Annotated in this window: 19 protein-coding genes, 1 tRNA gene and 1 riboswitch; of the genes, 8 read left to right on the forward strand and 12 right to left on the reverse strand. The window is 71.2% G+C overall.

Translation table 11 applies throughout. The features are described 5' to 3' along the window. Positions 1–74 precede the first annotated feature (74 nt). From HLK59_RS07810 to HLK59_RS52325, 5 genes are all read right to left on the reverse strand, one after another. A complete protein-coding gene (locus tag HLK59_RS07810; protein ID WP_171140529.1) occupies positions 75–860 on the reverse strand; it encodes an amino acid ABC transporter ATP-binding protein in 786 nt (261 codons plus the stop codon). Beyond that, positions 857–1840 (reverse strand): amino acid ABC transporter permease, encoded by a 984-nt coding sequence (locus HLK59_RS07815; RefSeq protein WP_171140530.1) that lies wholly within the window; start codon positions 1838–1840, stop codon positions 857–859. Before HLK59_RS07815 ends, HLK59_RS07810 begins: the two co-directional genes overlap by 4 nt. A gap of 175 nt (positions 1841–2015) precedes the next feature. Next, positions 2016–2165 (reverse strand): hypothetical protein, encoded by a 150-nt coding sequence (locus HLK59_RS07820; RefSeq protein WP_171140531.1) that lies wholly within the window; start codon positions 2163–2165, stop codon positions 2016–2018. A gap of 30 nt (positions 2166–2195) precedes the next feature. After that, a riboswitch (SAM riboswitch) is annotated at positions 2196–2303 on the reverse strand. Positions 2304–2342: 39 nt separating this feature from the next. After that, a complete protein-coding gene (locus HLK59_RS07825) occupies positions 2343–3221 on the reverse strand; it encodes a glutathione S-transferase C-terminal domain-containing protein (protein ID WP_171140532.1) in 879 nt (292 codons plus the stop codon). 118 nt (positions 3222–3339) lie between these two features. Beyond that, positions 3340–3462 (reverse strand): putative leader peptide, encoded by a 123-nt coding sequence (locus tag HLK59_RS52325; RefSeq protein ID WP_346779668.1) that lies wholly within the window; start codon positions 3460–3462, stop codon positions 3340–3342. Between the two features lie 175 nt (positions 3463–3637). Between HLK59_RS52325 and HLK59_RS07830 the strand changes: the two genes are divergently transcribed. From HLK59_RS07830 to HLK59_RS07855, 6 genes are all read left to right on the forward strand, one after another. Then, positions 3638–4441, forward strand: coding sequence for a tetratricopeptide repeat protein (locus tag HLK59_RS07830; RefSeq protein ID WP_171140533.1), 804 nt, complete (start codon positions 3638–3640; stop codon positions 4439–4441). A gap of 4 nt (positions 4442–4445) precedes the next feature. Next, positions 4446–4733, forward strand: coding sequence for a DUF1905 domain-containing protein (locus tag HLK59_RS07835; RefSeq protein ID WP_171140534.1), 288 nt, complete (start codon positions 4446–4448; stop codon positions 4731–4733). Positions 4734–5408: 675 nt separating this feature from the next. Next, on the forward strand, positions 5409–7292 hold the full coding sequence (locus tag HLK59_RS07840; protein WP_171140567.1) for a cellulase family glycosylhydrolase: 1884 nt from the start codon (positions 5409–5411) through the stop codon (positions 7290–7292). Between the two features lie 169 nt (positions 7293–7461). Continuing rightward, positions 7462–8598, forward strand: a complete 1137-nt coding sequence (locus HLK59_RS07845) for a chitinase (RefSeq protein WP_171140535.1) — start codon at positions 7462–7464, stop codon at positions 8596–8598. Positions 8599–8610: 12 nt separating this feature from the next. Next, a complete protein-coding gene (locus HLK59_RS07850) occupies positions 8611–9378 on the forward strand; it encodes an NPP1 family protein (protein WP_171140536.1) in 768 nt (255 codons plus the stop codon). A 134-nt stretch (positions 9379–9512) separates the two neighbouring features. Continuing rightward, positions 9513–11477 (forward strand): right-handed parallel beta-helix repeat-containing protein, encoded by a 1965-nt coding sequence (locus HLK59_RS07855; RefSeq protein WP_240982270.1) that lies wholly within the window; start codon positions 9513–9515, stop codon positions 11475–11477. A 53-nt stretch (positions 11478–11530) separates the two neighbouring features. Here HLK59_RS07855 and HLK59_RS07860 read toward each other — a convergent pair. After that, positions 11531–11604, reverse strand: a tRNA-Pro gene (locus tag HLK59_RS07860). A gap of 73 nt (positions 11605–11677) precedes the next feature. Next, on the reverse strand, positions 11678–13120 hold the full coding sequence (locus HLK59_RS07865; protein WP_171140537.1) for an MFS transporter: 1443 nt from the start codon (positions 13118–13120) through the stop codon (positions 11678–11680). A gap of 187 nt (positions 13121–13307) precedes the next feature. Between HLK59_RS07865 and HLK59_RS07870 the strand changes: the two genes are divergently transcribed. Together HLK59_RS07870 and HLK59_RS07875 are read left to right on the forward strand one after the other, a co-directional pair. Continuing rightward, positions 13308–13886, forward strand: a complete 579-nt coding sequence (locus HLK59_RS07870; protein WP_171140538.1) for a TetR/AcrR family transcriptional regulator — start codon at positions 13308–13310, stop codon at positions 13884–13886. Positions 13887–13920: 34 nt separating this feature from the next. Next, a complete protein-coding gene (locus HLK59_RS07875; protein ID WP_171140539.1) occupies positions 13921–14838 on the forward strand; it encodes an alpha/beta hydrolase fold domain-containing protein in 918 nt (305 codons plus the stop codon). Between the two features lie 54 nt (positions 14839–14892). Here HLK59_RS07875 and HLK59_RS07880 read toward each other — a convergent pair whose 3' ends face one another. From HLK59_RS07880 to HLK59_RS07900, 5 genes are all read right to left on the reverse strand, one after another. Beyond that, a complete protein-coding gene (locus HLK59_RS07880) occupies positions 14893–15951 on the reverse strand; it encodes an Ldh family oxidoreductase (protein ID WP_171140540.1) in 1059 nt (352 codons plus the stop codon). 14 nt (positions 15952–15965) lie between these two features. After that, positions 15966–17675 (reverse strand): thiamine pyrophosphate-dependent enzyme, encoded by a 1710-nt coding sequence (locus tag HLK59_RS07885; RefSeq protein WP_171140541.1) that lies wholly within the window; start codon positions 17673–17675, stop codon positions 15966–15968. 13 nt (positions 17676–17688) lie between these two features. After that, complete coding sequence (locus tag HLK59_RS07890) at positions 17689–18549, reverse strand: amidohydrolase family protein (RefSeq protein WP_171140542.1); 861 nt, start codon at positions 18547–18549, stop codon at positions 17689–17691. Between the two features lie 135 nt (positions 18550–18684). After that, on the reverse strand, positions 18685–19893 hold the full coding sequence (gene lhgO / locus HLK59_RS07895) for an L-2-hydroxyglutarate oxidase (protein ID WP_171140543.1): 1209 nt from the start codon (positions 19891–19893) through the stop codon (positions 18685–18687). Then, a complete protein-coding gene (locus tag HLK59_RS07900) occupies positions 19886–21352 on the reverse strand; it encodes an aldehyde dehydrogenase family protein (protein WP_171140544.1) in 1467 nt (488 codons plus the stop codon). Before HLK59_RS07900 ends, lhgO begins: the two co-directional genes overlap by 8 nt. Between the last annotated feature and the right edge of the window lie 14 nt (positions 21353–21366).

A 21366-nucleotide genomic window follows, 5' to 3' on the forward strand; every position in this document is an offset into this window, starting at 1 on the left:
GAGAAGAGTGCTCGGAAGGTGGGACTCGGAGAGGTGATGCTCGGAAAGGGGTGGAGCGTGGCGTGGGGGGAAGTTCAGAGGACCTTGCTCAGGAAGTCCCGGGTCCGTTCGTGCTGCGGCTTGTCCAACACCTCGGCGGGCGGGCCCTGTTCGACGATCCGGCCGCCGTCGATGAAGACGACCCGGTCGGCGATCTCCCGGGCGAAGCCGATCTCGTGGGTGACGATCACCAGGGTGGTACCGCTCTTCGCGAGGTCCTTGATGACGGCGAGGACCTCGCCGACGAGTTCGGGGTCCAGGGCGGAGGTGGGCTCGTCGAAGAGGATGACGCCGGGCCGCAGCGCGAGGGCACGGGCGATCGCCACCCGCTGCTGCTGTCCGCCGGACAACTGCCGTGGATAGGCGGCCTCCTTGTCGGCGAGGCCGACCCGGTCCAGGAGTTCGCGGGCGAGTTCCTGGGCCGCGGTCCGGTCGAGCTGTCCGGTGGCCGCCGGGGCCGCGGCGACGTTCTCCAGCACGGTCAGGTGCGGGAAGAGGTTGAAGTTCTGGAAGACGAACCCGATCCTGCTGCGCTGGGCGAGGATGGCGCGCTCGCTCAGCTCCTTGAGCCGGTCGCCGTGCCGACGTACGCCGATCAGTTCGCCGTTGACGCTGACGTGGCCGATCTCCGGCTTCTCCAGGTGGTTGATGACACGGAGCAGCGTGGACTTGCCGGAGCCGGACGGACCGAGGATCGCGGTGACCTCGCCGGGCCGCACGGTCAGGTCGACGCCGTCCAGGACGAGATGGGTCCCGTACCACTTGTGCACGTCATGGACCTCGACGGCGGCGGGCACGGCTTTGACGGTCGCGGTGGTCATACGGCGGCCTCCCTGCGGATTCGGGCGCGCAGGTCGGTGAGGGCGGTGCGCAGCTTCTGCAACGGGGTCGGCGGCAGGGTGCGGGTGGCGCCCCGGGCGAAGTACCGCTCGACGTAGAACTGGATGACGGAGACGACCGTGGTCAGGATCAGGTACCAGACGGTGACGACCAGCAGCAGCGGCACGATGTCGCCGGGGTAGGTGGCGCCCATCGTCTGGGCGGCGCCGAACAGGTCGAGCAGCGAGACGTAGAACACCAGCGAGGTGGCCTTGACCAGGTCGATGAGCTGGTTGACGTAGTTCGGTGTGATGGAGCGCAGGGCCTGCGGGAAGACGACCTTGCGGAACTGGTAGCCCTTCGGCAGGCCGAGTGCGGCGGCCGCCTCGTGCTGGCCCTGGTCGACGGAGAGGATGCCGCCGCGGACCGCTTCGGCGGCGTACGCCGCCTGGTTCAGGCTGAGTCCGACGACGGCGACGACGATGTCGGTGGCGAGCCGGGACTCGTCGAAACTGAAGAAGGCCGGCCCGAAGGGGATGCCCACGCTGAGGGTCTGGTACAGGGCGCTGAAGTTGTAGAGGAAGAGCAGGATGACAATCAGCGGGATGGAGCGGAACGTCCAGATGTAGATCCAGCTGACCGCCCGCAGGACGGGGCTCCTGGAGAGCCGGGCCAGCGCGAGGAGGACACCGCCGAGCAGCCCCAACACCGCGCTGTAGGCGGTGACTTCGAGAGTGATCAGCAGTCCGTCGAGGATCGTCGGCCGCAGGAACCAGTAGCCGAACCGGTCCCACTGGTAGAAGGGGTTGGTCACCAGGCCGTGCACGAACTGGGCCGAGAGGACCAGGACGACGGCGGTGGCGATCCAGCGGCCGGGCCGCCGCAGCGGCAGAACTCGCTGTGCGGTCAGCTGCTTCGACGGGGTGTCGGCGATCGGCGGTGCCTCCGTGACGGAGACGGCGGCGCCTGGGGGTTCACTCATGAGGGGCTCCGGCGGGATCGGATCCCCCGGACACGGGCGCACAGGACGTGGCTACGAAGACTCCGCTACGGCGGGTCGTGGCACACGGGAACGCACGGGAACCGGGAGCTGGGCGGACAACGGCACACCGGACGGGCGGTGTTCGTCGGGAACGCTGGGGCTGCGGAGGGGGACGTCAGCCCCGACAGCGGGCTCGGCCCGGTGCGGTACACAGTGCGCTGTTGACGCGCAGGAGGTCGACGGTCCGGTCGGCGACGAGAAGGTTCGCGTACGGCAGTACGCAGCCCGAGGCGCGGCGGTTGGCCGTCCTGGCAGCTGCGTACATGTCCGTCACCGTGTCTTCCGGCCCGTGGGGCCCTCGCGCTTACCGATGTGTGTCGGTCCGGTCGTCACCTGGGGCACCCCACCGCGGAGCGAGGGTTGCCGGTCAGCTAGCCAGGGCTTGTCGCTGACGCTCATGACCGTTCTGGGGCGTAAGTTAAGACATTTGCCCGAACGGATGTCAATGCCGGTCCACCACGTGGGCGGTGTGGGCCGCCCAGTCGAGGATCTGTACGGCCGCACCGGCGGCCTCCAGGCCACGGCAGTGGGCGTGGTGGCGGCGGGCGATGCCGTCGAGGTCGAGGTGCGCGCCGAAGGCGGGGTGGGCCGCCAGTCGACGGGCGTAGGCCCACAGGACGGGATGGGCGGCGATCCGCTGCACGGCGGAGGCGTCCAGGTGATGGCGGTGCACGGTGTCGAGTTGGACCAGCGTCACCCACAACTCGACGTCCCCGGCGGTGATCTGATTACGGATCAGATACTCGCGTCCGACGAGCCAGCGCTCCAGCGAGCCCAGTGTCTCCAGCAGCGTGCCGAGCGCCTCGGCGCGCGCGTCGGGGTCGGTGCCCGCCGTGCCGGCCTCCTGTGCGGCCCGCTCGATGCCCTGGGCGCACAGCCGCTCCACGGCCTCGGTCTCCGACTCCGCGCCACACGGGTACAGCGCGGGACGGTCGCCGCCGAAGCGGCGGGCGAGGTCGCGGGTGATGTCCGGGGCATGGGTGCTGACGATGCGGCCCGACCAGTCGTCGCTGAGCACCGGACCGACGGCGGCGCCCGTGTACCGGTGCGCGCTGGCCTCGTAGAGCGGACGCAGCGCGGTGTGACCGCCGTCGGGACAGTCGGGGATCGCGTCGAGGAACGTCACGGGACAGGCGTCGTCGAGGCCGAGCAGTCCGTGGACGACGGCGATGCGCAGTCCGTCCGGACAGGCGGGTGACAGATGCAGCCGGTAGCGGCGCGGCACGGCGTAGTGCCCACTGCGCGCGTCCCGACCGATCCGGCCCCGGAACGCGGCGGTGGACTGCGCGGTCGAGGCAGGAGCGAACGGTGTGACGGACATGGATCTCCCCGGGTGTGGGCGCGCGGACGTACACGCGGCGGAAGCGACGTCGGGCCAGGACAGGGGGGTGCGCCGGTGCGCGGCGACAGTGGCGGCAGGGGCGCGGGGACGGGCGGGCTCAGCCGAGCCGGCGGATCGCGCTGCACACGCGCTGGAGGTCGATGTGGCGGCGGGAGGTCAGAAGAGGCGACGGCCGAGAGGTACGGCTCACTCGGCCGTCTGCCGACTCAAGGCGCCTCATGTTTCCCTACCTGTTCACTAGGATTCCCATCTGGAGTGTCGATCGGCCGCGCGAGGACGTCAAGAGGGCGTCCACGGGCCGGTCACCGAGGCCGGGACGGACGTCCGTCTTCTGGGCCGCGGCGACGCTGGCTACTCTGGGAGCGCGGCCGACGATCCAGGCGGGGGCGGGCTCCATGGCATTGCTGCGCGAGCGCCATCTGAGCGCCTCCACGATCGGCGCCACGGGCAACGCCGCCGCCGCGTTGCGGCTGCTCACCGGGCTGGAGGCGGACTGCCGCACCCGGCTCGGGGACGACGCCTGGTTCACGCTCGTCGTGCGGCACGCCGTCGCGTACTGGACGGGGGTGTGCGGCCGGGCCCCGCAGGCCAGGCAGCAGACCCGGCAGCTGCTGGACCTGTACCGGGAGCGGCTGGACGACCTCGACCACCGGGCCGTGCGCCTGCTGCGCGACGACCTCGCCCGCTGGACCGGAGAGACGGGCGACACCCAGGACGCCGCGCGGCGGTACACCGAACTCCATCGCGACACCGAACGGATCCTGGGCCCGCAGTCCGCGGAAACCCTCCTGGCCCGCCACAACACGGCCTACTGGACGGCTGCCCAGGGCGCCCGCGCCCGGGCCCTGGCCGACTGCCGCGCCCTCCTCGACGACGAGCAGCGGGTCAACGGTCCGGCCCATCCGCACACCCTCGCCGTACGCCACAACATCGCGGGCTGGACCGAGGCCGAAGGTGAACCCCGGGAATCCCTGCGCCTGTTCACCACCCTTCTGGAAGACCGCACCGCCGCCCTCGGCCGGGAACACCCGCACACCCTCCTCAACGCCTTCCACGTGGGCCGGCTGACCCGGCACCACCGCGACGCGCCGGCCGGGGACGCCCAACTCGCCGGGCTCCTCCCCGTCTTCACCCGCGTTCTCGGCGGGGACCACCCCTGGACACGACGGCTGCACCGAGAGCTCCAGGACGGACAATGACCTCATGGAGCTCTCCTTCACCAGCCGTGTCATCGAGTGGCGTGGTCCGGCGCCCTACTACTTCCTCCCCGTGCCGGACGAGGAGTGCGCGGACATCCGCGAGGTCGCCGCGGCAGCCAGCTACGGCTGGGGCGTGATCCCGGTCCGGGCCCGGATCGGCGAGGTGGACTTCGAGACTTCACTGTTCCCCAAGAACGGCGGCTACCTACTGCCGCTCAAAAACGCCGTGCGCACACCGGGGGGCATCGCGGCGGGCGACGACGTGAGCGTGCGGATGACTGTCGTGCTCTGACCGGGAGTGGATTCGTCGCAGCCGCCGGCCGCGAACGCGTCGGCACAGGACCTGACCGTCTCCGCGCCCACCGCGGCACTGCCCGCGCCCTGTTGGACGAGGACGCCGAGGACGCCGTAGTGGTCCAGCAGACAGGCACCCACCTGGGCTGGGGCCTCGGGGCGTCGACACCGGCCACCGCCCGGGCGAACAGATCCGGCGAACAGATCCGGCGAACAGATCCGGCGAACCGCCGCCCGCGATCCGGCCGTCGGCGAACCCGCACCCCTCCCCGCCCCGGACGCGCTTCCTCTCGGAGAGCTGCTCGTCCCGGCCGCCCGGTCCCACCCCGAGGACGAAACGAGTCCGTGTGGAGCGGCGCCGGCAGCACACTGATGGTGAGCCATATCCGGCTGATCACCGGGGCCGCAGCGGCGAGGGCGATCAGTTCCTCAGCACCGTCGTGCACCAGCCGTCCGGCGGGCCCGGGGGCCGCGATCGCGGCAGGCGTGCGCACACCCCGACCGGCCGGAAGTCACCGGTCGCCTCACCGGCGCGGCGACCCGCCGCGCGCCAGGACTGGACCAATGCCGGGCCACCCTTCATGATGACGCTGCCATGACAATAGCGGCGTCGGTGTCGGCGTCGCCGCCGGTGTCAGCGTCAGCCGTCAATACGGTCCTCGGGATGGTGGCCATGCTCGGATTCCTCGTCAGGGCCGCACTGGCCGCCGCGCTCCTGGTGACACCGCTGACGGCCGCCCCGGAGGCAGCCGCGGCCACGCCGGGTTGGACGGCTCCGCTGAGCACCCAGGGCCGCTCGATCGTGGACGCCGACGGCGACCGCTTCAAGCTGCGCTCGGGCAACTGGCATGGCGCCAGCGGCACTTGGAACGGGTCGGGCAGCACGGAGGACGACGCGAACCATCACGCCGGGGAGAACTCCGGCCGGATGCCGCTCGGTCTGGACCGCGCGCCCATGGCCGAGATCATCGCCGGTTTCCAGGAGATCGGGATCAACAGCATCCGGCTGCCCTTCTCCAACGAGATGATCCACGACACCCGCCCGGTCACGAACGCGTCCGTCGCCGCCAACCCCGCCCTGCGCGGCAGGACACCGCTCCAGGTGTACGACGTCGTCGTGCGCGAACTCACCGCGTCCGGCCTCGCGGTGATCCTCAACAACCACACCAACACGACCCGTTGGTGCTGCGGCGTCGACGGCAACGAACGCTGGAACACCAGCCGGTCCGCCGCGGCGTGGGAGGACGACTGGCTCTTCATGGCCCGCCGCTACCAGGGCAACAAGCGGGTCGTCGGCGCCGATCTCTACAACGAGGTCCGCCGCGACGTCTGGGACGACCCCAACTGGGGCCTCGGCGACGACCACGACTGGTTCGCCGCCTCACAGCGCGTGGGCGACCGCATCCTCACGGAGGCCAACCCGGACCTCCTGATCATCGTCGAGGGCATCAACTGGACCGGCATCCCCGTCGACGGCTTCGCGCACGAACGCCCCACCCTGGAGCCGGTGCGCCGGCTGTCGCACACGCTCGTCGACTCCCACAAGCTCGTGTACTCCGCCCACTTCTACGACTACACCGGCCCGAACCACAGCGGAGCCACCGGCACGGGCGAGACCACCGACCCCCGCTACCGCGACCTGAGCCCCACCGAACTGATCGACACCCTGAACCGCCAGGCCTTCTTCGTGACGGCGGAGCAGGACCGGCACTTCACCGCCCCCGTCTGGATCAGCGAGTTCGGCGTCGGCGGACGCGACGAGACCGGCACGAAACAGCGGGCCTGGTTCGAGAACTTCGTCGACCAACTCATTCGCGCCGACGCCGACTTCGCCTACTGGCCACTCGTCGGCTGGCACCAGGACCGCAAGGGCAACGGCTGGGCGCTGCTGCACTGGGACGCCGAGGGCCACCGTATGGGCGTGTACGACGGAGACGACTGGCGGGCCGCCGCCTGGACCCGGCTCGTCGGGGCCGACGGCCGGACCGGGGCGGTGGCACCCGTACCGGGCTGGTCCATGCTCAGCCCCGACCACGGCGACTTCGTCGCGTCACGCCGGATGCGGGCCCTGCCCGACTGGGACTCCGGCGCCCGCAAGGCCGTCTGCCCCGACGGCCAGCGGCTCCTCGGGCTGAGCCACACCGGCAACCGGGGGCTGTGCTCGGACGTGTCCAGCGGTGCCTTGTGGGATCCGGCCGGCGGACACCAGGTGGTCGTGGACGAACGGTATGTCGCGGCGGGCCGGGACTGGGCGTCCGGGTACACCAAACTCCAGTGCCCCGACGGGCAGTTCCTGACCGGGTACAGCGTCCGCGGCGCCGCCGTCTCCGCCGCCCTGTGCGCGGCCGCCCCGGCCGGGAGGCTCGGCACGAGCGGACGTACCGTCTGGTTCGACCGGGGCGACAACAGGGGTACGGGGGCCAAGGGCGGGGACTTCGCGTACGGCCGGTACAAGGGCCAGTGCGCGGACGACGAGTACGCGGCCGGGATCGCGTACACGGGCCGCGTGGGCTCGTCCCGCACACCGGACGCGCTCTACTGCCGCGAGCTCACCTGACCGGTCGGCGGCGGACCCGCTCGAACTCGGCGGTGTCCAGCGTCAACCCGCTTACTTCAATACTTACTTCAACTCTTGACGGGCGTGGTCCATACCTTTAGCTTCACGGGTCAGCAATGCCACGTGTGACGCACTCACCCCCCGACACACTCCAGGAGCGTCCTCAGTCATGCCCTTCTCCGATCGCATACGGTCCCGTACCCGACTCCCGGTCTTCGCCGCGCTCTCCGCCCTCCTCACCGCCCTCCTCACCACCCTGTTCACCGCGACGCCCGCCCAGGCCGCCGGCGGCTCGATATCCGGTCTCGCGGGCAAGTGCGTGGACGTGGCGGGCGCGAGCAGCGCCAACGGCACCGCCGTACAGCTCTACGACTGCAACGGGACAGGCGCCCAGATCTGGTCCAACTCCGGTGACGGAACCCTGCGCGCGCTCGGCAAGTGTCTGGACGTCGTCGACCGCGGCACCGCCGACGGCGCGGCGGTCCAGCTGTGGGACTGCTCAGGCGGCGCCAACCAGCAGTGGGTGGTCAGCGCGGCGCGCGACATCGTCAATCCGGCCGCGAACAAGTGCCTGGACGTCCGCGAGAACAACAGCGCCAACGGCACCCGGCTCCAGATCTGGACCTGCTCCGGCGGGGCGAACCAGAAGTGGAACGCGCCCGCGAGCGGCGGCGGCACCACCCCGTCCGGGTTCGTCGTCTCCGAGGCCCAGTTCAACCAGATGTTCCCGAACAGGAACTCCTTCTACACCTACGGCGGCCTCACCGCGGCCCTCAGCGCCTACCCCGGCTTCGCGGGCACCGGCAGCGACACGGTGCGGAAGCAGGAGGCGGCCGCGTTCCTGGCCAACGTCAACCACGAGACCGGCGGGCTGGTCCACATCGTCGAGCAGAACACCGCCAACTACCCCACGTACTGCGACTGGAGCCGGCCGTACGGCTGCCCGGCCGGCCAGGCCGCCTACTACGGCCGCGGACCGATCCAGCTCAGCTGGAACTTCAACTACAAGGCCGCGGGCGACGCGCTGGGCATCGACCTCCTGGGCAACCCCTGGCTGGTGCAGAACGATGCGGCCGTGGCCTGGAAGACGGGCCTGTGGTACTGGAACACCCAGTCCGGTCCCGGCACCATGACCCCGCACAACGCCATGGTCAACCAGGCCGGCTTCGGACAGACGATCCGCAGCATCAACGGCTCCCTGGAGTGCGACGGCAGGAACCCGGCCCAGGTGCAGAGCCGCGTCGACGCCTACAACCGGTTCACCTCGATCCTCGGCGTCGCGCCGGGCGGCAACCTCTACTGCTGACAAGGCGGACCGATGCCCAAGTCCTCATCCCTCGCCCGGGCGCTGCTCGGTGCGCTCGGCGCCCTGACGCTCGTCGTGGCGGTCCCCTCGACCGCACACGCCGACGTGCTGACCCTGCTGCCCCAGAACGCCGACGGCCTGGAGCAGACCTTCTCGCCCGCGTACGACTACGACGGCGACGGCTGCTACGCCACCGCCGCGATCGGCGCCGACGGCACCCTCAACCCCGGCCTCAAGCTGGGCGGCGCCGTCAACGGCAAGTGCCACGACCCCGCCCAGCTGGCCAACGCCAACACCTACTCGCGCGCGAAGTGCAACAACGGCTGGTGCGCCGTGATGTACGCCAGCTACTTCGAGAAGGACCAGGCGACACTCGGCCCGGCGGCCATCGGGCACCGGCACGACTGGGAGCACGTCGTGGTGTGGATCAGCGACGACCAGGTCCAGTACGTGTCGGTGTCCCAGCACAACAGCTATCAGGTGGCCGCCCGTACGGCGGTCCGCTTCGACGGCACCCACCCGAAGATCGTCTACCACAAGGACGGCGTCTCGACCCACTGCTTCCGCTTCGCCAACGGCAATGACGAACCGGCGGAGAACGCCACGGGCAACTGGTTCTTCCCCCGGCTCGTCGGCTGGAACGGCTATCCGGCCGGCTACCGCTCCAAGCTGATCGGCGCGGACTTCGGCTCCGCGACGCTCAAGATCGACGACGGCGACTTCCCGTACCATCTCGCCGCCTCGAAGCCGTCGGGGATCGCGTTCGACCCGTACGCATGACGGGCGTGGCCGGGGGCCGCCTACTTTGGTAGCCGCCCGCGCCGTCCGAGGATGGCGGTCGCGTAGACGATCGCCCGATGTCGGCCGTCTCCTGCTTCCCCCAGGGTGAAGACACGACCCACCCAGGGGGAAGCATGGTCATCTCACGCAATCGAAGGAACGCGGTCGCACTCACCGCGGCGGCACTGGCGATGACGGCCCTGCCGACGACGGCCCTGCCGCTCGCGGTGTCGGCCGAACAGCCCGCGCCCGCACCGCAGTTGTACGTCGCCCCGTGGGGAAGCGACTCCTGGCCGGGCACCCTGGACCGCCCCTTCGCCACCCCGGCACGCGCGCAGCAGGCCGCGCGCGCCCGGGCACCGGAGAGGACGTCGGCCCTGGTGGTGAACCTGCGCGGGGGGACGTACACCCTCAAGGCGCCGCTGCGGCTGTCGGAGGCCGCCGGTGACTCCGGGGTGATCTACCAGGCTTACGGCTACGGGACCCCGCGGCAGGAGCGGGTCACCCTCAGCGGCGGCCGGCGGATCTCCGGCTGGCGGCCCGACCCGCGGCTGCGCGGGTTCTGGCGCGCGGACGCGGGCGGTCTGGAGACCCGGCAGCTCTATGTCGACGGGCGCCGCGCCGAGCGGCTCGCGCGCGAGGGCGCCGGCTTCGAGGGCACGTTGAAGGTGACGAAGAGCGGTTACGTCACCACCAGTGCCGTTCCCCGCAGTTGGAAGAACCCCGCCGACATCGAGTTCGTCTACCGCGGCGGCTATGTCGAGGGCCGTTGCGGAGTCGCCGGCATCTCCGGCACCACCATCACGATGGACCAGCCGTGCTGGGATCTGGTCCAAGCCCTGTACGAGGGGCCGGAGTTGCTCGCGTCACCGACGGCCGTCGAGAACTCCCCCGGCTTCGAGCCCGAGCCCGGCAGCTGGTACCTGGACCGCTCCCGCCCCGGGCACCACGAGCTGCTCTACTTCCCACGCCCCGGTCAGGACATGCGCCGTGCCGAGGTGATCGCCCCGGTCCTGGAGAACCTGGTCACCGGCACCGGCCGACCCGGCCGCCCCCTGCACGACATCGGCTTGCGCGGCCTGACCTTCGCGTACGCCACCTGGCTGGCGCCCGGTGAACCCGCCGGATTCCCCTCCGCCTGGAGCATGTACCTGCGGCCCGGGAAGGGCGACGACGCGAAGCTGCTCACGGTGCCCGGCACGGTCGCCTTCCGTACCGCCGAGCGGATCACGCTGGAGGGCAACCGGTTCACCCATCTCGGCGCCCAGGCCGTGGAGTTGTCGCGGAACAGCTCGCACAACACCGTCGACGGAAACGTCATCGCCGACGTCTCCGACGGCGGGATCCTGCTGGGAGTGGCCCCGCCGGACCAGAAGGGCACCAACCGCGGCAACCGGATCACCAACAACTGGATCCACCACACCGGCGCGGAGTACCGCGCCTCCTCCGCCGTCTGGGACACCGCGACCCAGGACACCACCATCGCGCACAACCAGGTCGACCACGTGCCCTACACCGGCATCCTCTCCGGCCCCGCCGACGACCTGCGCGGCATCATGCGCGGCAACCGCATCCTCGACAACCGTGTCTTCGCGACGAACCGGCTCCTGGCCGACGGCGGCGGCATCTACCTGCGGGGCGAACAGGGCACCTCCTTCGCCGACGGCGCCGTCATCAGCGGCAACGCGGTGACGAGCAGCAGGTACGGCGAGTGGAACGTCGGGATCTACACCGACGACAGCACCGCCTGGACCACCGTGGCCGGCAACGCCGTGTACGACTACGTCGCCGCCATCGGCGGATGCAGCGAGGAGTGGGGCGACCGCCCCGTACGCAATGTGCGCTACCGCGGCAACTTCTGGGACGACGCGGTGCCCTCGTGGCTGGGGCGCCGGGACTTCCCCGGTGCCTGGCCCCCGGCCGACGAGGAGCACCCCGACGAGGGCTGCGGGGACCCGCACGACCTCGAGTTCACCGGCAACACCCTGCTGGCACCGCGGAATCCGGACCGGGCCTGCCGGGCCGACGCCGACTGCGCCGCCGTACTGGCGGGCGCCGGGCCGCTGCCGCGGTACCGGCAGCCGCTGGGCATGCGCTGACCAAACGACGAAGGGCCTTCACAGGCATCTGCCTGTGAAGGCCCTTCAGACCGTCGGGACGACAGGATTTGAACCTGCGACCCCTTGACCCCCAGTCAAGTGCGCTACCAAGCTGCGCCACGTCCCGGTCGCGTCTCCCCCGGGCGAACCGCGGGAACACGCAGGTAAACCCTACCGCATGGACGTGACGGCGGCGGACGTCAGCCGCGCAGGGCGGTCGGTCGCCCGGCCTGCGACGGTTCGCCCGAGGCCCGTGCCGTCCCGGTCGCCCTAGCCGTCCGGCGGACCGGTACCAGCAGGGCGGCCAGGGCTGCGGCGAGGCACAGGACCGCGAGCAGGGTGAAGCCGTGGGTGTAGCCGGAGCCGTACGGCAGGCCGGAGGGCTGGAGCCGGCCGGTGACCAGGACGCTCGTGATGGCGGCGCCGATGGAGCCGCCGATGGTGCGGATGTTGGCGTTCATGCCGGTGGCGGCGCCGGTCTGCTCGGGCGGCACGCTGGCGACGATCAGGTTGGCCATCGAGGCGAAGGCCAGTCCGATGCCGAGGCCGAACACACCCGCGACGACGGCGATCTGCCACTGGGCGGCGTGCCAGAGGGCGAGGAAGCCGAGGGCCAGCGCGCCGAGCGCGGCGCCGGTCGCGAGGAGTGACTTCGCGCCGAGAACGGGTTCCAGCCGGCCGCTCAGGATGCCGGAGCAGAACATCGCCAGGAGCATCGGCAGCATCAGCAGTCCGGAGGTCGTGACGCTCGCGCCGAAGCCGTACCCGGCGGAGCTCGGCGTCTGTACGAAGGCCGGGAGGAAGGACCAGAGCGCGTACATGCCCGCGCCGAAGAGCAGTGCGACGGTGTTGGTGGTCCACACCGCGGGCAGCCGCATGACCCGCAGGTCGATCAGCGGGGAGCGCGAGCGTGCCTCGGCCAGCAGCCACAGCACGAACAGGGCGACGGCGACGGCGAACAGGCCGATCACCCGGGCCGATCCCCAGCCCCACTTGCCCGCCTGGCTCAGCGGCAGCAGCAGGGCCACCAGCCACGCGGACAGCAGGACGGCGCCGAGCCAACTGACCTTGCCCTCCGCCCGGTTGGGTGACTCCGGGACGTAACGCAGGGCGATCAGCGTGGTGATCGCGACGACGGCGACGGGGATCCAGAACAGCCAGCGATAGTCGAGCGCGGAGACGATGGGGCCGGCCGCGACGATGCCGACGCCGCCGCCCGCGGCGATCACGGCGGACAGGTTGCTGATGCTGCCGGGGACCTCGGACGGGGCGAACTCGTCGCGGATGATGCCGAAGGAGAGCGGGAACAGGGCGCCTCCGACGCCCTGGACGACCCGGGCGACGATCAGCATGCCGATGTTCGGCGCGAGGGCGGCGAGCAGACAGCCGGCCAGGACGACGAGCAGGACGGCGACGAGGGTGCGTTTCTTGCCGATCAGGTCGCCGACGCGGCCGAGGATCGGGGTGAAGACCGAGGCGGACAGCAGATACGCCGTCATCACCCAGGTCGCGGTGGACTGCGAGGTGTGCAGTGCGTGCTGGACGGTCGGCAGGGCCGGTGCGATCAGCGACTGGAGCATGGCGAAGACGCCGGCACCGGTCGCGAGGACCGCGAAGGTGAGGCGGGTGGACTTGCGGGGCATGGAGAGCCTCTCCGAACACAGGATGCGGCCGGGGCCTCGTGGGAAGCGGTCGCGGAAAGGGCAGGGACGCGCCCCGACTGATAAAGTGGAGGCACGCCTCCACTCTAGCGGAGGCACACCTCCGCTTCAACTCGGAACGGAGGCAGACCTCCGTTTCAGTCTCGTTTCCAGCCCCCGGGAGGCATCCGTGACCGCCCAGCCGTTCCCCATCAGCGAGATCGTCGCGACCCGCCGACCGACCCGGAAGGACGCCGCCCGCAACTACGACGCCCTGCTGGCCGCGGCCCGCGAGGCCTTCGCGGAGCACGGCTCGGAGGCGTCGCTGGAGGACATCGCACGGCGGGCGGGCGTCGGCATCGGCACGCTGTACCGGAACTTCCCCACCCGGCGCCATCTCTTCGAGACCGTGTACGCGGACGAGGTGAACACCCTGGTGCGGGTGGCCGAGGAGGTCGCCGACCGGGAGCCCTGGGACGCCCTGACCGCATGGCTCGACCGGTTCGCGGACTACATGGTCACCAAACGGGCCGTCCGCGAGGCCCTCAACGACGAGACGGAGATCTTCGCCGCCTGCCGCGAGTCGATGTACGGCGCCGGCACCCCCCTGCTCGAACGGGCCCAGCGGGCGGGCGAGGCGCGCACCGACATGGACTTCACCGATCTGCTGCGCATGGTCGCGGGCATCACCGCGACGGCTTTCGACGACGACACCCAGCGCAGGCGGGTCATGTCGATCGCCCTGGACGGCGTTCGCACGAAGGTCTAGCTTCTCCTTGCCTGACTCAAGTAAGTTCGGCCGTATGTCCCTCTTGGCTCGACCCTCGATCGCCCCCCTCGTGGCCAAGGCGATGCAGCGAGCGACCCGCCTGGCCGGCCGGCGCCTGGCCCTCTCGTCGTACGCGCGCTTCCCCGAACACCCGCGCAAGGTCAGGGAACTGACGATCCCGACGTCGGTCGCCCCGGCCCGGGCCACGGTCTATCTGCCCGCCGCGAGCGAGGACACGGCGCCCGCCGTGCACGTCAACTTCCACGGCGGCGGATACGTCATGACGCTGACCGAGCTGGATGACCCGCTGTGCCGGTTCCTCGCCGCGGAGGCGGGCGTGGTCGTGATCAACGTGGACTACGCGGTCGCCCCGCAGCACCCGTTCCCGGCGCCGCCCCGACAGGCCTACGAGGTCGTCCGCTGGGTCGCCGAGCACGGTGCCGAGCAGGGCTGGGACGGCGGCCGGCTCACCGTGGGCGGGCAGAGCGCCGGCGGCGGGCTCGCGGCGGCCGTGGCCCGGCAGGCGCTGGAGGAGGCCGGGCCGGAGATCGCCCTGCAGGTCCTGCACTACCCGCCGCTCGACCTGGCGACCGGCATCCGGGGCAAGCGGGCGGCCATCGCCAGGCCCATGCTGCGGCCCTGGATGGGTGACGTCTTCGACACCTCGTACATCCCGGACGTACGGCTGCGCCGCGACCGGCTCGCCTCCCCCGCGCACCCGTCGGACACCGCCGATCTGAAAGGCATCGCCCCGGCGCTGATCGTCACGGCCGAGTACGACATCCTCAAGGCCGAGGCCCAGAGCTACGCCGACCGGCTGCGGACCGCGGGCGCGCTGGCCGGGCACCACGACGTGGCCGGAGCCGACCACGGCTACGACGGCAAGGACGACGTGAAGGCGCGGGAGACGTACGCGCTGATCGCCCGCCATCTGCGGGACGCCGTCGGATGAGAACGCGAAGGTCGCCGGCCGTCCCCCCGAACGGCTGGCGACCCGTGCCGCGCGCTACGCGACGGCCGGCGGGGTGACCCCCAGCTTCTCGGCGTTCTCGGTCAGTTCACGCCACACCTTCGGCGCGACCGGCACGCCCTGCTCGCCCCGCCGGACAGCCACGGAGGCACTGCGCTCACCCGGGTAGAACACGCCCTCGGCGCCGTCCGCGGCCGGGAGGCCCTTGAGGGTGCCGAGGGTGGTGTCGACGGCCGCGGTGAAGGCGTCCGGGTCCCCGAAGGCTGCCGGGTCGATGGCGATGAGCAGGGCGTTCTGGCGGTGCTTGCGGCCCTGCGGGTCGTCCGAGTGGAACGCGGCGAAGATCGGCGCCCCGACGAGCACGCTGGTCAGCAGCTCGAACGCGAGGGACATCCCGGACCCCTTGGCGCCGCCCAGCGGCAGCGGCATGACCGCCGTCGCAGGGTCGGTGGTGGGGGTGCCGTCCTCGGTGGCCGCGGCGCCCTCGGGCAGCGGGCTGCCGCTCGCCCTCGCCTGGCGGATCTTGCCGAGGGCGATGGTGGCGGTGGCCATGTCGAGGAGCAGCGGGTCGCGCTCGGCGGCCGGTACGGCGATCGCGAGGGGGCTGGTCGCGACGGCGGCGCCCTTGACGCCGGTGTAGCCCATGTTGGGCATGCCGGCGACGAACCCGAGGCCGACCATGCCCTGTTCGGCGATCTTCGAGACGTAGTAGCCGATGGCGCCGGTGTGCACGGTCCGGCGTACGCCCACGGAGGCGATGCCGGTCGTGCGGGCCCGCCGTACGGCCTCGTCGGCGGCGGCGCTCAGCGCCACCGGGCCCGGCGCGCGGTCGGCGTCCACCACGGCCGCCGCCGGTGTGGTCGACTCGATCCTGATGTCGGGGTCGGCGTTGGCGACACCCTTGGCGAGCAGCTCCAGGTAGGCCGGGACGCGGGCGGTGCCGTGCGAGTCGACGCCGCGCAGCGCGGCCCACACGAACACGTCGGCGGTGGTGAGGGCGTGCTCGGGGCTCAGACCGCCCTTCTCCAGGAGCGCGGCGGAGAAGGTACGCAGGTCCTCGGCGGGGACGAGGACCTTGGAAGGTGCGTGGGTCATGGGGGTCTCCAGGATCAGCGGGTGACGAGGACGTCGACGACTGCGGTGGTGCCCTCGGCCACGGCCTTGAGGGCGCGCTCCAGCGCGGGCAGCAGGGCACCGGCCGTGTCGACGGTCTCGGTGTGCATGCCGAACGGCTCGGCGAACGCGGCCAGTCGCGGCAGCCGGTGCAGGTCGGTGCCGAGCCACTCCCCCGTCTCGGCGGCCGCGCCCTCGGGGTAGAAGCGACGGTGGTTGAGATTCATCGACTTGTAGACACGGTTGTTGAACACCACGATCAGCAGCGGGAGTTCGTAGGCCTTGGAGGCGTCGTACGACGGGATGACCGGGTTGTAGGCGAACGCTCCGTCGCCGATGGTGAGCACCACCGGCCGTTCCCGCGCGGCGAGTTTGACGCCGAGCGCGACGGCGATGCCCTGGCCGAGTCCGCCCTGCACGTAGAAGTACGAGTCGGGTGCGGAGGTCCGGACGTGCCGCTTCACGGTCCGGCTGTGCGTGATGGTCTCGTCGACGACGATCGCGTCCGTGCCGTCGAGCAGCTCGCGCAGGGTCGCGGCGACCAGCACCGGGTCGATGCCCTCGGTGTCGGCTGCCTTCGCCTCGGCGGCGGCGATGGCAGCCTGCTCGGCGGCGTGCCGCGACTCCTGTGCCGTCCGGCGCTCTTCGAGGGCCGTCCCGTCGATGTCCTTCGCCCGCTTGGCCAGTTGGCGCAGGGTGTTGGCGACGTTGCCCTCCAGGTACCGGTCCGCGAAGAGGACCTGGTAGGCGACGTGCGGTCGCTGCGGCACCTCGTCGATGACGACGACCTGCGCCTCGGCGGGGCGGCGGGAGGGCGGATAGAAGGGGGCCCGGCAGTTGACGAGCAGGATCAGGTCCGCCTCGTCCATCCACGGGCCGATGTCACTGCCGGCGTGCAGCGGGTGGGTGCGCGGGAAGTTGCCGCAGACCGCCGAGTCGGGCTCGACCACGGGGATGTGCCACGCCTCGGCGAAGGCGACGAGGGCCTCGAAGCCGCCGGCCTCACGGCCCGCCGTCTCCGTCACGATCACGGGGTTGCGGGCCTCCCGGATCAGCTGCGCGACCGGGTCGACCTCTTCGGGCGAGCTGTGTGTGGAGCCGGGCGCCACGAGGGGCTTGGCCTCGCGGCCGTCCCACTCCTCCAGCAGGATCTCCAGCGGGATGTTCAGGTACGCCGGTCCCGCCGGGGCCCGCCATGCCAGCTCCGCCGCCCGAGCCACCATGGTGGGCAGGGTGTGGACGCTGGCGGCCTCGTTGGACCACTTGGTGAAGGGCTGTGCGATCTGGTGCGGCCCGCCCACGATCGACAGGTTGCGGTACCACTGGCCGCCCGGGTCCTGGCCCGGGCCGTCGCCGTAGGTGGTCGACTCGGAGGAGCTGACCACCATCGGGACGCCCGCGAGGAGCGCGCCGTGGACGGCCATCGAGCCCTGGAGCAGACCGGGCGCCGCGTGCAGGAGCACACCCTGCGGACGGCGCTTGACCAGGCCGTATCCGGTGGCCATGCCCACGGCCACCGTCTCGTGCGTCAGGTCCAGGTACTGGGGACAGGGCTGCCCGTCCCGGTGGCGTCGGGCGAGGGACTCCCACACCGGGGCCCATTCGGACCCCGACGAGCAGAACAGGTAGTCGGCGCCGACGGCGTTGAAGGCGGTCACGAGAGCGTCTCCGCCGTCGGCGCCCGGTGCGTTGGGGGTGTCGTTCATCTCTCGTGGTTCCTCAGCCCTCGATCGGCCAGTTCAGGACCTCGGAGATACCGCGGCCCATGATCCATTCAAGCTCCTCGGGCGTGAAGTCCCAGTGCTTGGTGAACTGCTCGATCGTGTCGGTGTAGGTGATGCCGTGCCCGAGCAGCCGGGTGATGTCGGTGCCGTAGAAGCAGCGCTGCGGTCCCATCCTGTCGACCATCTCGCGCACGTACTTCTGGATGTTGTTGTTCGGGAAGGGCTGCGTCGAGTAGCCGGGGAGGGCGGAGACCTTGACGTAGATGTTGGGGTGGGCGGCCAGGTCGGCGGTCTCCGCGACCCAGTAGCCGATCGCGTCGTCCACGCAGCGGGCCATGATGCCCATGTGGTCGATGATGATCTTCAACTCGGGGTGCCTGGCGGCTATCTCGCCCAGCTCCCGCTTCCAGATGGGGGCGTGGACCATGGTCGGAACGCGCAGCTCCTCGGCGATCGGCCAGTACCAGTCGTTGGTGCCGTCGATCATCCAGTTGCGGTCCTGCGGCCGGTGGAAGGTCAGGCGCGTGCCCTTCACATGCGGGTTCTGCGCGAAGTCCTTCAGCATCGCCTTGCCCTCTTCGGGCTTGTTCTGGGGGATGCGGGCCATGATGCCGAAGCGGTCGGGGTGCGCCTCGCAGGCCTCGAGGGCGTAGTCGATGCGGTCGCCCTCCCAGGACGGCGGCAGGATCAGCGCACGGTTGACGCCGGCCTCGTCCATCAGCTCCAGGGCCTCCTCGTAGGAGAAGGGGTCCTCGCGGTGGCCGTTGAGGCGGATGCGCTCCCGGGCGCCGGGGACCCAGGGACGGTCCGCGGACTCTTCCAGCCAGATGTGGATCTGCGTGTCGACAACGAACATCGTTCGGCTCTTTCTCTTGGAAGGAGGGGGTGACGCTGTGCTGCGGTGGGAACGCTAGGCGGGTTCGGAGGCCTTGCGGAGCCCCTGGGAGCGCAAGCACTTGTTGCGCCGAAGTGCCCTGTCAGCAGGGCATCTTCAGGTTGCGGAGGTGTCACCGAAGACGGCGTCGACGATGTGCTCCGCGATCGCCATGGAGGCCGTGGCGGCGGGCGAGGGCGCGTTGCGTACGGCGGTGATCCGGCCGGCCCGGTGGATACGGAAGTCGTCGACGAGGGTGCCGTCGCGGTCCAGTGCCTGGGCGCGTACGCCCGCTCCGCCGCGCACGACGTCCTTGACGCCGACGCCGGGGACGTACCGCCCCGCGTCCTTCATGAAGGCGGCCGCGGACAGGGCGCCGCGGTACTCCTTGACGCCGGTGCGCCAGTGCTGGGCGGCCATCCGCCAGGTGCCCGGGTAGGCCGCGATGCCCAGGAGGTCCTTCGGGGAGATCGTGCCCAGGGTGTAGCCCTCCCTGGCCAGCGCCAGGACGGCGTTGGGGCCGACCTCCACCGAGCCGTCGACGCGCGGGGTGAAGTGCACGCCGAGGAAGGGGTAGCGCGGGTCGGGGACCGGGTAGACGAGGCCGCGGACGAGATGCGTACGGTCCCGCCTGAGGAGCATGTACTCGCCGCGGAACGGGATGATCCTCGGTTCCGGTCTGTCCCGGGCGAGCTTGGCCACGGCGTCCGACTGGAGGCCCGCGCACAGGATCAGCCGGTCCACCCGGATCCTTTCCTGACCGGAGGCCACCTCGATGCCGCCCGGCACGTCGGTGATCGAGGTGACGGGGAAGCCGCGTCGCACCTCGCCGCCGGAGGCCTCGATGTCCGCCGCGAACTCCCGGGCGATCGCCTTGTAGTCGGTGATCGCGGTGCGCGGGGAGTGCAGGGCCGCGATGCCGCCGGCGTGCGGCTCGATCTCCCTGATCTCCTCCCGGGAGACCCTGCGCAGATCGGGCACGTGATTGTTCTTCGCCCGCTGGTAGAGGCTGTCCATACGGCCGAGCTCGTCCTCGCGCACGGCCATGACGAGCTTGCCGATCTCCTCGTACGGCAAGGAGCGTTCCTGGCAGTACTCCCGGAGCATCGACACGCCCCGTACGCACAGGTCGGCCTTGAGACTGCCCGGCGCGTAGTAGATACCGGCGTGCACGACGCCCGAGTTGTGGCCGGTCTGGTGGACGGCGACGTCCTGTTCCTTCTCCAGCACCACGACACGGGTCCCGGGGCGGCGCAGGGCGATGTCCCGACCGGTGGCCAGGCCCACGATGCCGGCGCCGACGATGCCGACGGTCTCGTCAGCCACGGGCCCGCTCCGGGGCGCCGATGTTGACGGCCACCGTCTTGACGCGGGTGGAGAAGCGGAGCACCTCGTCGCCCTGCTCCTTGTAGGCCGTACCGGAGTCGCGGAAGCCGCCGAAGGGCAGGTGGACGTCCCAGCCGGTGGTGGTCGTGTTCACGGCGATCTGACCGCACTCCGCCTCGTCGGCGAAGCGGTGGGCCTTGCTCAGATCCTGAGTGAAGACCGCGGCCGCGAGGCCGAAGTCGGAGTCGTTGACCGCGTCGACGGCCTCGGTGAAGCCGCCGACCGCGCGGACGACGAGAACCGGGCCGAAGACCTCCTCGCGCCAGATCGCCGTCTCGGGGCTGACGTCGGCGAGGACGGTCGGCTGTACGTAGCAGCCGTGTTCGTGGTCGCCCTCGGTGTCGGCCCTGCCGCCGGTGAGGACGACGGCGCCCTGTTCGACGGCCCGCGCCACGTCGGCGAGCACGCTGTCGCGCTGCTTGGGGCTCGACAGCGGGCACAGGGTCGTCGCCGGGTCGGTGCCGGGGCCGACCTTGAGCGCCTCGACCTCCAGGACCAGCAGCCGGGCGAACTCCTCGTACACCGGCTGCTCGACGAGGACCCGGCTGGTGGCGGTGCAGCGCTGTCCGGCCTGGCCGAAGGAGGCGGCCACGACGGCCTTGGCGGCGGCGGGGAGTTCGGCGTCCCGCAGGACCACGGACGCGTTCTTGCCGCCGAGTTCGCCCTGGAAGCGGACGTTGCGGTCGGCGAGGCGGCGGCGGATGCGGTTGCCCACGGCGTTGGAGCCGGTGAAGGTGATGCCGGTGATCCGAGGGTCGTCGAGGAGGGTCTCCTCGATCTCCGCGGTGCGCCCGGTGACGACGTTCAGGACGCCGGGCGGCAGACCGGCGTCGTGCAGGGCGCGGGCGAAGCGCAGGCCGGAGAGCGGGGTCTCGGTGGCCGGCTTGAACACGGCCGTGTTGCCGGCGGCGAGCAGCGGGGCGAGCTTGCGGGCCGGGGTGATCAGCGGGTCGTTCCAGGGGCTGATCACGAGGATCGTGCCGAGGGGTTCGCGCTGGGTGTGGGTGCGGTGGTTCGGGCGTACGTCGTGCAGGAGGGTGCCGTAGCCCTGGCGGGCCAGGCCCGCGTAGTAGTCGAGGAAGTCGGCGGCCTTGAGGGTCTCGCCGGTCGCCTCGGCCAGGGTCTTGCCGTTCTCGGCGGTGACGTCGGCGGCGATCTCGGCGGCCCGCTCGCGGATCAGCCGGGCCGCGTCGGTGAGGATCCGCGCCCGCTCGAAGGGGCTGGTGCGCTTCCAGACGGCGAAGGCGCGCTCGGCGTGGTCGTAGAGGCGGGTGACGTCCTTGGCGGTGAGGGCGGGGACACGGGCGATCGGGGCACGGACGTCGGCCGGGTCGTGGACGTCGATCCACTCGCCGGTCGTCACCCACTCCCCGCCGGAGAGGGTTTCGAGAGTACGCATACGGCTCACCACAC

It is taken from the genome of Streptomyces sp. S3(2020), assembly GCF_013044505.1.
Taxonomy (GTDB): domain Bacteria; phylum Actinomycetota; class Actinomycetes; order Streptomycetales; family Streptomycetaceae; genus Streptomyces.